The sequence below is a fragment of the Thalassospira sp. MCCC 1A01428 genome, from assembly GCF_002115825.1.
Taxonomy (GTDB): Bacteria; Pseudomonadota; Alphaproteobacteria; order Rhodospirillales; family Thalassospiraceae; genus Thalassospira.
Genome location: NZ_JFJZ01000073.1, coordinates 1 through 13,444, shown reverse-complemented (window position 1 = coordinate 13,444; position 13,444 = coordinate 1). Strand labels below are relative to the sequence as shown.

12 protein-coding genes are annotated in these 13,444 nt (G+C 52.7%); 8 read left to right on the top strand and 4 right to left on the bottom strand.

What is annotated here, in order from left to right:
• Positions 1-83: 83 nt before the first annotated feature.
• Positions 84-725 (bottom strand): TetR/AcrR family transcriptional regulator, encoded by a 642-nt coding sequence (locus THS27_RS24735; RefSeq protein ID WP_085595471.1) that lies wholly within the window; start codon positions 723-725, stop codon positions 84-86.
• 420 nt (positions 726-1,145) lie between these two features.
• Here THS27_RS24735 and THS27_RS24730 point away from each other — a divergent pair, with 420 nt between their 5' ends.
• The 8 genes from THS27_RS24730 (at position 1,146) to hydA (ending at position 10,724) form a co-directional block, all read left to right on the top strand.
• Complete coding sequence (locus tag THS27_RS24730) at positions 1,146-2,477, top strand: aspartate aminotransferase family protein (RefSeq protein WP_085595474.1); 1,332 nt, start codon at positions 1,146-1,148, stop codon at positions 2,475-2,477.
• Between the two features lie 21 nt (positions 2,478-2,498).
• On the top strand, positions 2,499-3,995 hold the full coding sequence (locus tag THS27_RS24725; RefSeq protein WP_085595469.1) for a CoA-acylating methylmalonate-semialdehyde dehydrogenase: 1,497 nt from the start codon (positions 2,499-2,501) through the stop codon (positions 3,993-3,995).
• Between the two features lie 183 nt (positions 3,996-4,178).
• The gene (locus THS27_RS24720) at positions 4,179-5,045 is read left to right on the top strand and encodes a nitrilase-related carbon-nitrogen hydrolase (protein ID WP_085595467.1); all 867 of its coding nucleotides are present in this window, start codon (positions 4,179-4,181) and stop codon (positions 5,043-5,045) included.
• A gap of 192 nt (positions 5,046-5,237) precedes the next feature.
• The gene (locus THS27_RS24715) at positions 5,238-6,029 is read left to right on the top strand and encodes an ABC transporter ATP-binding protein (protein ID WP_085595472.1); all 792 of its coding nucleotides are present in this window, start codon (positions 5,238-5,240) and stop codon (positions 6,027-6,029) included.
• Complete coding sequence (locus THS27_RS24710; protein ID WP_085595465.1) at positions 6,019-6,948, top strand: ABC transporter permease; 930 nt, start codon at positions 6,019-6,021, stop codon at positions 6,946-6,948. Before THS27_RS24715 ends, THS27_RS24710 begins: the two co-directional genes overlap by 11 nt.
• The gene (locus tag THS27_RS24705) at positions 6,945-8,099 is read left to right on the top strand and encodes an ABC transporter permease (RefSeq protein WP_085595463.1); all 1,155 of its coding nucleotides are present in this window, start codon (positions 6,945-6,947) and stop codon (positions 8,097-8,099) included. Before THS27_RS24710 ends, THS27_RS24705 begins: the two co-directional genes overlap by 4 nt.
• Positions 8,100-8,163: 64 nt before the next feature.
• A complete protein-coding gene (locus THS27_RS24700) occupies positions 8,164-9,144 on the top strand; it encodes an ABC transporter substrate-binding protein (protein WP_085595461.1) in 981 nt (326 codons plus the stop codon).
• Positions 9,145-9,266: 122 nt separating this feature from the next.
• Positions 9,267-10,724, top strand: a complete 1,458-nt coding sequence (gene hydA / locus THS27_RS24695; RefSeq protein WP_085595459.1) for a dihydropyrimidinase — start codon at positions 9,267-9,269, stop codon at positions 10,722-10,724.
• Positions 10,725-10,955: 231 nt separating this feature from the next.
• Here the strand turns inward: hydA and THS27_RS24690 are convergent, their stop codons facing one another.
• From THS27_RS24690 to THS27_RS24680, 3 genes are all read right to left on the bottom strand, one after another.
• Positions 10,956-11,435, bottom strand: coding sequence for an RES family NAD+ phosphorylase (locus THS27_RS24690; protein WP_085595457.1), 480 nt, complete (start codon positions 11,433-11,435; stop codon positions 10,956-10,958).
• Complete coding sequence (locus THS27_RS24685) at positions 11,432-11,881, bottom strand: antitoxin Xre/MbcA/ParS toxin-binding domain-containing protein (RefSeq protein ID WP_085595455.1); 450 nt, start codon at positions 11,879-11,881, stop codon at positions 11,432-11,434. Before THS27_RS24685 ends, THS27_RS24690 begins: the two co-directional genes overlap by 4 nt.
• Positions 11,882-12,029: 148 nt before the next feature.
• Positions 12,030-13,444, bottom strand: a 1,415-nt coding sequence (locus tag THS27_RS24680) for a hypothetical protein (RefSeq protein WP_210403009.1), incomplete at its 5' end; no start/stop codon positions are given.

The window sequence follows — 13,444 nt, the reverse complement described above, 5'->3', positions numbered from 1 at the left end:
AATGAGTCCTGAGCCTAGGCTGCTGATGGATTTTTCGTCTATGATATATAGTTATTTTTCTTGAAATTCCTTTTTTTGATTTTTTAGGTTAACCCAACCCCCCTCAAAATAATCCGCACCACATTTTCCTTCGCTTCTGCAAATTGTGCGTCACTCAACGGCTGGTTGCCGTTGAAAATTTCGATTTGGCTGGAGAAGTCGGCATAGTGCTGGGTGGTGGCGAAGATCATGTACATCAGGCTGTAGGGTTCAACATCGTCCATTTTGCCTTCCGCGATCCAGCGGCGGATGATGCGTACCCGGCCATCGAGCCAGTCCTTGACCGTGGTGGAGATATAATCGGACGAAAATTTGGCCCCACGGACAATTTCATGGGCCCAGACGCGCGAGCCATAGGGGGTGCTGCGCGAGAGGTCCATTTTGGCTTCGATATAGCCGCGCAGGATGGTGGCGGGGTCGGTAGTGTTTTCAAATGTCATCGCGGCTTCCAGCCATTGCGAGCAGACATTTTCGATCACGCGGCGATAAAGCGCCTCTTTGGTGGCGAAGTAATAATGGACATTGGCCTTGGGAACATTGGCAACCTCGGCAATGCGGGCGGTGGTGGCCCCCTTGAAGCCGAAATCGGCAAAAACCCGTTCGGCTGCGGCAAGAATCTGGACTTCGTTTTCCAGACGGATGGCAGCTTTGTGTGCGCCGTTTGCCGGTCTGTTTGATGCGGTCATCAACCCCGTCCCGTGTTTATATGTATTTATCTTGACCGTTTGGTCAGGTTCAAATAATCTCTGTTTTAACAGCTAAAAAGCAAGTCTGAATTTGCGAGGCATGTTTTCATCCCACATGTGCGGAAACAACCGCGCCGGGCAGTGAAGATAGACATAAATGTGTCGTAAACAATAAAAAACAGGGATCGCTTCGATGTCATGCTCTTACGGGTTAGTTGCACGAAATCGGTACTGACAGCTACAGTCATTGTGCTGTAGTTTTGCATGTCTTGATCGCAAGATGTCATGCGAGATACCGTTCTGTTGCCGATGGCAGGCAAGCGTCGTTGCTTGTCAAAATTCGGCTGTGCCATGATCGACCAGTTGACTGGCATATGTGATGCCAGCAAAGCCAAACAGGGTTCGGGAGACCTGATAACAATGACTGCCGCCACATCAAACAACCGCCCCAATGATTTGTCCGCCTTCTGGATGCCGTTTACGGCCAATCGCCAGTTCAAGCAAACTCCGCGCATGCTGGTTTCGGCCGAAGGCATGTATTACACCACCGATGATAACCGCCAGATCCTGGATGGAACGGCGGGTTTGTGGTGCTGCAATGCCGGGCATAAGCGCGCCAAAATCAATGAAGCCGTTCGCGCCCAGCTTGAAGAGCTTGATTACGCCCCGGCCTTTCAGATGGGCCACCCCAAGGCGTTTGAACTGGCAACGCGCCTGGCACAGTTGATGCCCGGTGATTTAAACCATGTCTTTTATACCAATAGCGGGTCGGAATCGGTTGAAACCGCGCTTAAAATTGCCATTGCCTATCATCGTGCCCGTGGCGAAGGCCAGCGCACCCGCCTGATCGGGCGTGAACGCGGCTATCACGGGGTGAACTTTGGCGGCATTTCGGTGGGCGGCATTCCGACCAACCGGAAAACCTTTGGCACCATGCTGGGCGGTGTTGACCATATTCGTCATACCCATCTGCCCGAAGAAAACAAATTTATCCGCGGCGAGCCGACAAATGGCGAATGGCTGGCCGAGGACCTGGAACGCCTGTGCGCCTTGCATGACCCCTCAACCATCGCTGCCGTGATTGTGGAGCCGGTTGCAGGTTCGACCGGTGTGTTGATCCCGCCGCAGGGTTATTTGAAACGCCTGCGCGAAATTTGCACCAAGCACGGCATCCTGCTGATTTTTGATGAAGTTATTACCGGCTTTGGTCGTATTGGTGCCCCGTTTGCCGTCGATTATTTTGGTGTACAGCCCGACATGGTGACGACGGCCAAGGGCCTGACCAACGGCACCATTCCGATGGGCGCTGTTTTTGCCACCGATGCCATTTATGATGCCTTCATGACCGGCCCGGAAAACATGATCGAGCTGTTCCACGGTTATACCTATTCGGGCAACCCGGTTGCCTGTGCCGCGGGCCTGGCAACGCTTGAGATTTACGAGGAAGAAGGCCTTCTGACCCGTGGGGCAGAGCTTGGCAAATATTGGGAAGATGCGGTGCACAGCCTGGCTGACCTGCCGCATGTGAAGGATATTCGTAACCTTGGCCTGATTGGCGCCATCGAGCTTGAAAGCATCGAGGGCCAGCCGACCAAACGGGCATTTTCGGCCTTTTTGCAGGCATTCGAGAAGGGCATTCTGATCCGCACGACGGGCGATATCATTGCCTTGTCGCCGCCGCTGATTATTGAAAAATCGCATATCGACGAATTGTTCGGAACCCTGCGCGATGTTCTGAAGAATCTTGACTGATCCAGCACGGAAAGAAGAGTTATGAAACGTATCGAACATATCATTGGCGGCGAACATACCAGTGGCGAGAGCACACGGACCGGCGCCATCTTCAATCCGGCAACCGGGGAGCAGACTGGTGAAGTGGTGCTGGCATCGGAAGCCGATGTAAACACCGTTGTTGCCACGGCCAAGGCTGCGTTTGAAAGCTGGTCGGCAACGCCACCGGCCAAACGCGCTCAGGTGATGTTTGCCTATAAGGGCCTGCTGGAAAAACGGGCCGATGAAATTGCCAGCACCATTTCGGCTGAACATGGCAAAACCCACCCCGATGCGCTGGGCGAAGTGGCCCGTGCCTTGGAAGTGGTGGAATTTGCCTGTGGTATTCCGCATTTGTTGAAAGGTGATTTCAGCCGCAATGTCGGCACATCGGTGGATGCCTGTGCGGATCGTCATGCCCTGGGTGTTGTTGCCGGGATTACCCCGTTCAACTTCCCGACCATGGTGCCGTTATGGATGATCCCGATGGCGATTGCGTGCGGCAATACCTTCGTTCTGAAACCGTCCGAACGCGACCCGTCGGCAGCCAATCTGGTGGTGGAATTGCTCCATGAGGCCGGGTTGCCCAAGGGCGTTTGTAACGTTCTGCATGGCGACAAGGTCGCTGTTGATGGACTGTTGCATCATCCCGACGTACAGGCCATCAGTTTTGTTGGTTCCACCCCGATTGCGGAATATGTTTACAAAACCGGCACAGCGAATGGCAAACGGGTCCAGGCGCTTGGCGGGGCGAAAAACCACATGATCGTCATGCCCGATGCCGATATTGACCAGGCCGTGGATGCCCTGATGGGCGCTGGCTATGGTGCGGCGGGTGAACGCTGCATGGCGGTTTCAGTGGCGGTGCCTGTTGGTGAAGAAACAGCGGATCGTTTGGTCAAGGCGCTGGCACCCAAGGTTGCCGCGCTTAAAATTGGTCCTTCGACCGATACCGACGCCGATATGGGCCCGGTCATTACCGAAGCACATAAGAACAAGGTTCTTGGCTATATTGATGCCGGTGTGAAGGAAGGTGCCGAACTGGTTGTTGATGGCCGTGGCTTTAAGCTGCAGGGCTATGAAAACGGCTATTTCGTGGGTGGTTCCCTGTTTGACCGCGTTACCCCGGACATGTCGATTTATACCGACGAAATTTTTGGTCCGGTTCTGTCGGTTGTGCGTGCGGACAGCTATGACACGGCGGTTGATTTGATCAACAAGCATGAATATGGCAATGGTACCGCGATTTTCACCCGTGATGGTGATGCGGCGCGTAACTTTGTTGATCGTATCCAGGTTGGCATGGTCGGTGTGAATGTGCCCATTCCGGTGCCGGTTGGCTATCACAGCTTTGGCGGCTGGAAACGGTCGATTTTCGGATCACACGGAATTTACGGTCCCGAAGCGGTGCATTTCTATACCAAGCTTAAAACCGTTACCATGCGCTGGCCGACAGGCATTCGCTCCGGTGCGGAGTTCAACTTCCCGTCTAACGGGTAACAGGCAGGCGTGGCCCGGTGCGGGCCGCGCCGTCTTATTTTGTCGGGGTCGGTCGCATCCAGGCAAACAAAGATTCCGGTTTTCGCCATCAACCGGGTTTGATGGCGAAAACCAACACAAGCGTTCACATCCAGATCGGTAAAAACCGGCAAGAACGCATACATTATCAAGGAGGTATCTCGCATGTCGATGCTGAGAGGCGGATTGATTCAGATGTCTTTGAAAGGCAGTACGGATCAGTCACCAGAAGAAATTCGCCAGGCCATGATCGAGGCGCATCTTCCCTATATCGAGGAAGCTGGCAAAAAGGGGGTGCAGGTCCTGTGTTTTCAGGAAGTGTTCACCCAGCCCTATTTCTGCCCGAGCCAGGATGCCAAATGGTATGCGGCGGCAGAGAAAATTCCCGACGGGCCGACCACACAACTCATGTGTGAACTGGCCGCCAAACATAAAATGGTGATTGTTGTTCCGATCTATGAGGAAGACATTACCGGGGTTTATTACAATACCGCCGCCGTGATTGACGCCGATGGGACCTATTTGGGTAAATATCGCAAAACCCATATTCCGCAGGTTTCCGGGTTTTGGGAAAAGTTCTTTTTCAAACCGGGCGCGTCCAACTGGCCGGTTTTTGAAACCCAATATTGCAAATTGGGCGTTTATATCTGTTATGACCGCCACTTCCCCGAAGGCTGGCGCGCATTGGCCCTAAATGGTGCGGAATATATCGTTAATCCGTCTGCTACGGTTGCAGGGGTTTCTGAATATATCTGGAAGCTGGAACAGCCGGCATCCGCCGTTGCCAATGGCTGCTATATTGGTGCGATTAACCGGGTGGGCCGCGAGCAACCCTGGGATATTGGCGAATTTTACGGGCAAAGCTACTTTGTTAATCCGCGCGGCGTGATTGAAAAGGAAGCATCACGCGATCAGGACGAGCTGATTGTTCATGACATGGACATGAATATGGTGCGCGAAGCCCGCAATAACTGGCAATTTTTCCGTGACCGTCGCCCTTCGACCTATACCCGCCTGACGGACGGCAACTGATTTCTAAAGGCGAACGGCCCGTTCGTTCGCCAGACTGCTTTGACCGGTAAAACACCTGTGCGCCATCTGTGCAAACGGGCCATAAAATAAACCGGCAAAGTTCAGGGCAACGTCCCTGAGGGAGGTTTTTGAGAGACATCGATCAGGGGAACACCCATGACGTTACAGGCAGTCGTCAATAATGTGGCGCCGATGGCCGCATCGAAGGATGTGGTTGTTGATATTCAAAAAATGTCGCTGACATTTCAAACCGCCGATGGCCCGGTTTATGCGTTATCCGAGGTGGATTTAACCATTAACAAGGGTGAGTTTGTTTCGTTTATCGGCCCGTCGGGCTGTGGAAAAACAACGCTTTTGCGTGTCATTGCCGATCTGGAGCGGGCAACGGGCGGCGATATACTTATAAACGGGGTGTCGCCACAACAGGCGCGTGAAGACCGTTCCTATGGCTATGTGTTTCAGGCCCCGGCTTTGTTGCCGTGGCGCTCAATTGAACGCAACGTGACCTTGCCACTGGAAATTATGGAACTTTCCAAAGAAGAACGCCTCCGGCGCGCTCATGAAGCCTTGAAACTTGTGGAATTAAACGGGTTTGAGAAGAAATTCCCCTGGCAGCTTTCCGGCGGCATGCAGCAACGCGCCTCTATTGCCCGCGCGCTCAGCTTTGATGCCGATTTGTTATTAATGGATGAACCGTTCGGGGCGCTTGACGAGATCGTGCGGGATCATTTGAACGAACAATTATTGAAATTGTGGGCGCGGACCAACAAAACGGTTGCGTTTGTCACTCATTCCATTCCCGAGGCGGTATTTTTGTCGTCGAAAATTGTGGTGATGTCGCCGCGCCCGGGCCGGATCATTGACGTCATCGAAACCGATTTCGCCAAAGATCGCACCCTGGATATTCGCGAAACCCCGGAATTTCTGGAAGTGGCCCATCGTGTACGCGAAGGGCTGCGGGCAGGGCATAGCTATGACGACTGATGCTGCAACCTTGCCAACTGCTGCGGCGGGGCCAACCCTTTGGGGCCGCATGATGAAAGGCCAGACCGGCCCGGTTTGCGTAATGCTGATCGGCTTGTTTGTCCTTTGGTATGTCGGGGCTGTGTTTATGAACATGCCTGGTCAGATTGACCGTTATGCCCGAGCCAAACAGGACTGGACGCCATTGCAACTGGTGGAAGCAACCCTTGCGCAGGATCGCCCGGTATTACCCGCCCCGCACCAGGTGGCGCAGGAAATGTATAAAACCATTTTTGCCACTAAAATTACGTCCAAACGCTCGCTGGTTTACCATACCTGGGTAACGTTATCCTCTACCTTGTTGGGTTTTGGCATTGGCACGCTTTTGGGTATTGTGCTGGCTGTCGGCATTGTTCATGTGCAAACACTTGAAAAAAGCCTGATGCCGTGGGTGATTTCATCCCAAACCATTCCCATTCTGGCCATTGCACCGATGATTATTGTGGTGCTGGGGGCGATTGGTCTTAAGGGTTTGATCCCCAAGGCGATGATTTCAACCTATCTGTGCTTTTTCCCTGTGACCATTGGCATGGTTAAGGGGTTGCGCTCCCCTGATCATATCCAGCTTGATTTGATGCGCACCTATAATGCATCACGCTGGAAAACCTTTGCCGCCCTGCGCTGGCCATCGGCGATGCCGTTTTTGTTTGCCAGCCTGAAAGTGGCGATAGCCATCAGCCTTGTTGGTGCCATTGTTGGCGAATTGCCAACCGGCGCACAATCGGGCCTGGGCGCACGCTTGCTGGCCGGGTCCTATTACGGGCAAACGGTGCAAATCTGGGCTGCATTGTTAACCGCAGCCTTTGTGGCTGCGATGATGGTGGTGATTGTGGGTTTAATGGAAAAACGGGTGCTTGAACGCATGGGGGTGCGGGCATGACCGGTAAACTTGATAAATTTTGCCTGGTGGCCGCAGTTTTTGCGTTGCTGTCACTGGTGTTTCCATTATCGGGTGTCGACATTGATACCGGCAAGAATGTCGCCTTTGTTTCTGACTTGCCCGGGCTTGCCAGTGCGATGGTGGCCTGTGTGGTCGCCGGTGTTGTTTTTACCTGGTATGGCGTCACCAGCGTTCTGCGCGCCTGCATTGTATTGGCAGTTGTGGTTTTTGGTGCCTGGCAGGCCGTGGCGGCACTCTATCATCAGGGGCTGGCAGGGTATGCATCCTATGGTTTCTGGATGTTCATTTTCTCGTTATGGGCGCTGGTGTGGCGCGCGATAGACGTTATTGCCAATTATCACAGTCTGGAAAACGGTAAACAGCAAACCGCTAATATTATTGTGCCGGTGGCCTTTGGTATCTGGTTGCTGTTTTTATGGGAAGTTATCACGGCCGGGTTTGGTGTACCGCAGGTATTGCTGCCACCACCAAGCATGATTGGCGCGCGCTTTGCCAGTTCGACCGGCATTTTGTGGGATGATTTCCGGCAAACCTTTTTGAAGGCCGTGATTGCCGGGTATGTTTTGGGATGTGGCAGTGGCTTGATCGTGGCGATTGCGGTTGACCGGGTGCCGTTTCTGAAACGCGGTCTGTTACCGTTGGGCAATATGGTTTCGGCTCTGCCGATTATTGGTGTCGCACCGATCATGGTGATGTGGTTTGGCTTTGACTGGCAGTCAAAAGCCGCGGTGATTGTGATCATGACGTTTTTTCCGATGCTGGTGAATACCGTAAGCGGTTTAAGTGCGGCAGGAAGGCTGGAAAAAGATCTGATGGCGACCTATGCGTCGGGTTATTGGTCCACGCTGTTTCGCTTGCGCTTGCCAGCGGCCCTGCCGTTTATCTTTAACGCCCTTAAAATTAACTCTACCCTGGCGCTGATTGGCGCAATTGTGGCCGAGTTTTTTGGCACACCCATTGTTGGCATGGGCTTTCGCATTTCAACCGAAGTCGGACGCATGAATGTGGATATGGTGTGGGCAGAAATTGCATTGGCAGCCCTTGCCGGGACTGCCTTTTACGGAGCTGTGGCCTTTGCGGAACGCAAGGTAACGTCGTGGCATCCGTCATTTCGGGTACGTCGCCATTAAGGCAGAAAAAAAAGACGACCCGTCGGGAGGATTGAATTTCAACCTGTGGAGAGGCTTCAATAAAATGAAAAAAGTGTTTGCGACGGCTCTGGGGATGGCATTTGGCCTGACATCGCTTTCGGCGATGGCGGCTGATGAAGTGACCTTGCAGCTTAAATGGGTAACCCAGGCGCAGTTTGCCGGGTATTATGTGGCCCAGGATAAAGGATTTTACGAAGACGCCGACCTTGATGTCACCATCAATCCCGGTGGCCCCGACATTGCGCCGCCGCAGGTGATTGCCGGTGGTGGTGCCGATGTGGTGGTGGACTGGATGCCGTCAGCCCTGGCATCGCGTGAAAAGGGTGTGCCGCTTGTCAATATCGCCCAGCCCTTTGCCAAATCGGGTATGGAGTTAACCTGCCTGAAAGATACCGGCATTACCTCGCCCAAGGATTTTCCGGGGCGTACCCTGGGTGTCTGGTTCTTTGGTAATGAATACCCGTTCCTAAGCTGGATGTCGAAACTGGGCATTCCGACCGATGGCAGCGACAAGGGTGTTACGGTTTTAAAACAGGGCTTTAACGTTGACCCGTTGTTGCAAAAGCAGGCCGATTGTATTTCAACCATGACCTATAACGAATACTGGCAGGTGATTGATGCCGGTATTCCGGCCGAAGATCTGGTTGTTTTCAAATATGAAGATCAGGGTGTCGCGACGCTTGAAGACGGCCTTTATGTGATGGAAGACAAGCTGAAAAATCCGGCTTTTGTTGATAAAATGTCGCGTTTTGTTGCTGCCAGCATGAAGGGTTGGACATGGGCCAAGGAACACCCGGAAGATGCCGCGCAGATTATTCTGGATAATGATGCGACCGGGGCGCAAACCGAAAAACATCAGATCCGTATGATGAAAGAAGTTGGCAAACTTCTGAGCACGGATGGCGTTTTGAGCGAGGATGCCTATACCCGGACGGTTGACAGCTTGCTGTCAGGCGGTTCTGACCCGGTTATTACCAAAAAACCGGAAGGTGCCTGGACCCACGTCGTTACAGATAAAATGTAAGCTAACCTGAGTAACGCCCGGCGGCGGCCCCAATGTTGCCGGGCGACTTTCCCTGAAGTTACAGGGACCGGGTGCCAGCGCGTACCCATCCAACCCCGATACCGATAGATAAGGAGCCACCCATGTCCATGGTTATTCGTGGCGGAACCATCGTTACCGCAGACCTGACCTATGAAGCCGATATTCTGGTTGAAGATGGCAAGATAGCCGCGATTGGCAAGGGCCTTTCGGGCGACAAGGTGATTGACGCCGACGGGTGCTATGTCATGCCTGGCGGGATCGACCCGCATACCCATATGGAAATGCCATTCATGGGTACCTATTCGGCGGACGATTTTGAATTTGGCACCAAGGCCGCGGTCGCCGGTGGTACCACCATGGTTGTCGATTTTTGTTTGCCATCACCCGATCAATCGCTGCTGGAGGCGTTGCAGGCATGGGACAATAAATCATCCAAGGCGGTATGCGATTATTCGTTCCATATGGCGATTACGTCGTGGAGCGAACAGATTTTTGACGAGATGAAAATCGTCGTCGAGGAAAAGGGCATTAACACCTTCAAACACTTCATGGCTTATAAAGGGGCCTTGATGGTGGATGATGATGAAATGTTTGCATCCTTCTCGCGCTGTTCTGAACTGGGGGCCATGCCGCTGGTTCATGCGGAAAATGGTGACGTGGTTGCGACCTTGCAGCAACGCCTGCTAGATGCCGGTAATAACGGCCCCGAAGCGCACGCCTATTCCCGCCCGGTTGATGTGGAAGGCGAAGCGTGTAATCGTGCCATCATGATTGCTGATATGGCCAATGTTCCGCTTTATATTGTGCATGTATCGTGTGAACCGGCCCATGAAGCCATTCGTCGCGCGCGTCAGAATGGCAAACGTGTGTTTGGCGAACCGCTGATTCAGCACTTGGTGCTTGATGATAGTGAATATGCTAATGCCGATTGGGACCATGCGGCACGCCGGGTTATGTCGCCGCCGTTCCGCAGCAAACTGCATCAGGATGGTTTATGGAACGGACTTGCTGCGGGCAGTTTGCAAGTGGTGGCAACAGATCATTGTGCCTTTACTTCGGAACAAAAGCGCATGGGGATGGGGGATTTCACCAAAATCCCCAATGGAACCGGTGGCCTCGAAGATCGTATGCCGTTGCTGTGGACCAATGGTGTCAATACCGGTCGTTTGACACCCAATGAATTTGTTGCGGTGACATCAACCAACATCGCCAAGATTTTAAATATCTATCCGCGCAAGGGTGCCATTCTGGTTGGGGCCGATGCTGATTTGGTAGTGTGGGATCCGAAGGCTTCAAAAACCATTTCGGCGAAACATCAGGTTTCATCCATTGATTACAATGTTTTTGAAGGCATGGAAGTGACAGGCTTGCCGCGTTACACCATCAGTCGGGGGCGTATTGCTGCCGAAGAAGGCGTTGTGGTTGCCAAATGCGGCGATGGCGAGTTTATCCGCCGTGATCCGTACCCGGCCGTTAACAAGGCCCTGTCCAAGTGGAAAGAAATTACTGCCCCGCGCAGGGTGGAACGTAAAGCTGAAAACATGCCTGCCGGGGTGTGATTTTTGCACGACTTTTGGTTTGCAAGAACCTTGATATTAAGGGGTGGTTGGGTGCCACCCCTTTTTATGCGTGATATCTATTACGTTGAAACCAAGCATGTCATTTGTGACACCCTAAGCACGGAGGGTGATGCAAAAGCAGGCGGTGTTACTCTGGAATACTTGCTGAAATAGATGAGGGATATATGCGGGGATCGCGGTTCAGGGCTTATGATTGTCGGTAAGACGGATTTATTGATACAACCGGTCATCCCACCAGATCGGCTGTTCCAACCCGGTTGTGATCTGGCTGAAATCAGGATGAAGAGTATTAATTAGAATATTGTGTTCTTCGCGCGCAACAATGGATGGAACCAGCAAAATGCAGGAACGCTTTTCGTGGAACCATTTGCTACCAAACTGACGGGCGGTTTGTTCGTTTTCTGCGTGCCAGTCGGAGTGGTGGGCCGCGCTAAAAACTTCATAGGAAATCCCGGCCGGAAAGATGATTTTTACAAAGTGCTGACCATTGGGAACTTCGCCATTGAAATGCACCAGTTTTTCAAGCATCGCAGTTGAATAATGTTCGCTGCAATAAATAACAGGCCGCCCGACATCGTGCCAACGCCCGGCAAACAGACGGGCACCGTCGGCGGAATATACTGGATAAATGCCTGTTGGGTCACCGATGCGGTACCCATATCGCACATCAGGCAAAAGGCGGTGCGTCATACGGTAAGGCCAGCCTGAATCCGGTTAAACAGGTTCATGACCATATCGGCCCCGGCGCCCGACTTGCGGGCCAGTTCCAGCGGGGCAATACCCCCTAGCATCGGGTGCGGCTTTTGCAAAAACCGGACGGCTTTTTCCGGCTCGCCAGGATAAAGCTCCATTGCTTTTGCGGTAACTTTGATCACCGGATAAATTTGTTCGGTCGCTGCACGCGAGAAACGCAAGTTTCGGCTGCGCTTTATCCGCTCGATCGTAGAACGTGAAACCAAATGTTCAACAGCACGGCTTCCGGCGTCTGGAAACAAAAAAACGGCCAGTTTACGCACACCGGCAACCGGTATGCCTTTTTCAATCTGGTCCAGCAGGGCATGGGGCGATGTTCCTTGCTCGGGCAGACCGACAAAGGAATAAATCGGATTCGCTGGCGGTGCTGGCGGGACTGTCATGAGATGACCTTTTCAGGTGTCGATGTATCAAGTGACGTTAAATTATGTATCATATGACGCAATCGGACACAAGAAAAGGATATTCTCGTGAAGCCGGCTCGGGTGGTAAACGGTGTTGCAGGTAAAACAGGGCACGGCTCAGGGGTGATTAAAAGCTGTAATGCATCTTAAGCGCGACATTGTCGTTACGGCGATAACTGCCAAATGCCGTTTCTTCGCCGCCGTGAAAATCCATGGCGGTGACAGACAGCCATAGATTGTCGGTGGGTTCATAGCGGATAAACAAACGGGTTAATGAATCGCGATCACGGATCGAACGATCATAGGCGCCGCCAAATTTCCATTCGTCATTAACAGTTACGGTCAGTGCCGCAATGATGTTTTGCGGGTTTGGGCGTGTATCTTCCGAAGACACCGAATAATCAGGGTGCGATTGCTTTTGCAGGCGCCATTCCTTGTTGAATTCAACAATAGGTGTAATTTCGTTAAGGCCCAGAGAATTGGCAAATTTTGTTTCGCGATACTTGGTGCCCAGCATCATCCGGGCAACATCGTCATCCTTGCCGTGGTGGGCCCAATACCCGACACCTTCACCGTAAAACTTCCATGATCCTTCGGTGAATGTCGCCCCGGTTGATGCGATGCTAACCCTTGGATGTTCCACAGTAAACAGATTAAGTTTGGTTAACCGGGGATCCTTTAACACTGCATATGGGCTGGGGCCGGTATAGGCGCTGGCGAAATAATCAAACCCGGTTGCGGTTCCTTTATATTCGGCAAGATACCCCCAATTGCCGGGGTCATCATTGTTATAGCCAGCATCTTGTAGTTCGGCGGTCATGCCGAAGGGAACGGCAGGCAGTTTAAGGCTGGTAAATTCGGACCCGCTTGAACCGCCTGCATACCAGCGTGATTTGTCGTTGGCCGATGGCCCGCTTTCTGAAAGGGGCAGGACGATGAATGTTAGGCGGTCACTGCCGACATAAATGTCGGTTCGAGCCTGCCAGACACCAACATCGACGCTTTGCTGCGGATTGACCAGGTTGGTATTGCCATAAAGATCGGCGGGGGAATAAAGTTCGCCTACTCCCATCGGGATGGTGTCCTTGCCGAACAGGAATTCGGCATCATCTCCCAGATAGGAAAGGGTTAAACGGTTTAGGTCAACATATCGACCCTGACCTTCTCCTTTTCCTGGGGCTGTGAACATGCCTCTTTCGCCGCCCCGATAGGTAGAGGCAATGGCATCCAGTCCCAGCCCGAAGGACCAATAATCGCCAATGAAACTGTTGCTATCCATTGAAAGATGGGACCAGCCTTCAATTTTGTCGTCCTCAATTCCTTTGTTATCAGGGTCATTGGGGGCTTCGCGAAAGGCGGTTACAACGGCTTCGGACTGATAGGTGGCATTGCTGATAACCTGTTTGAAAAAGTCAGCAACACCATCCTGGGCTGCAACGGCGGAAACAGGCAGCGCACTTAAACCGGCTATTCCAACGAAAATGGCTGTCAGGCCGCGAACAGAACCAACGGAATTCTCCATGCTAGGCTCAGGACTCATTA

Excerpts from the sequence above, each read along its gene's own strand:
- THS27_RS24735 (WP_085595471.1), bottom strand. The coding sequence starts at position 725 with ATGACCGCATCAAACAGACCGGCAAACGGCGCACACAAAGCTGCCATC.
- THS27_RS24730 (WP_085595474.1), top strand. The coding sequence starts at position 1,146 with ATGACTGCCGCCACATCAAACAACCGCCCCAATGATTTGTCCGCCTTC.
- THS27_RS24725 (WP_085595469.1), top strand. The coding sequence starts at position 2,499 with ATGAAACGTATCGAACATATCATTGGCGGCGAACATACCAGTGGCGAG.
- THS27_RS24720 (WP_085595467.1), top strand. The coding sequence starts at position 4,179 with ATGTCGATGCTGAGAGGCGGATTGATTCAGATGTCTTTGAAAGGCAGT.
- THS27_RS24715 (WP_085595472.1), top strand. The coding sequence starts at position 5,238 with ATGGCCGCATCGAAGGATGTGGTTGTTGATATTCAAAAAATGTCGCTG.
- THS27_RS24710 (WP_085595465.1), top strand. The coding sequence starts at position 6,019 with ATGACGACTGATGCTGCAACCTTGCCAACTGCTGCGGCGGGGCCAACC.
- THS27_RS24705 (WP_085595463.1), top strand. The coding sequence starts at position 6,945 with ATGACCGGTAAACTTGATAAATTTTGCCTGGTGGCCGCAGTTTTTGCG.
- THS27_RS24700 (WP_085595461.1), top strand. The coding sequence starts at position 8,164 with ATGAAAAAAGTGTTTGCGACGGCTCTGGGGATGGCATTTGGCCTGACA.
- hydA (WP_085595459.1), top strand. The coding sequence starts at position 9,267 with ATGTCCATGGTTATTCGTGGCGGAACCATCGTTACCGCAGACCTGACC.
- THS27_RS24690 (WP_085595457.1), bottom strand. The coding sequence starts at position 11,435 with ATGACGCACCGCCTTTTGCCTGATGTGCGATATGGGTACCGCATCGGT.
- THS27_RS24685 (WP_085595455.1), bottom strand. The coding sequence starts at position 11,881 with ATGACAGTCCCGCCAGCACCGCCAGCGAATCCGATTTATTCCTTTGTC.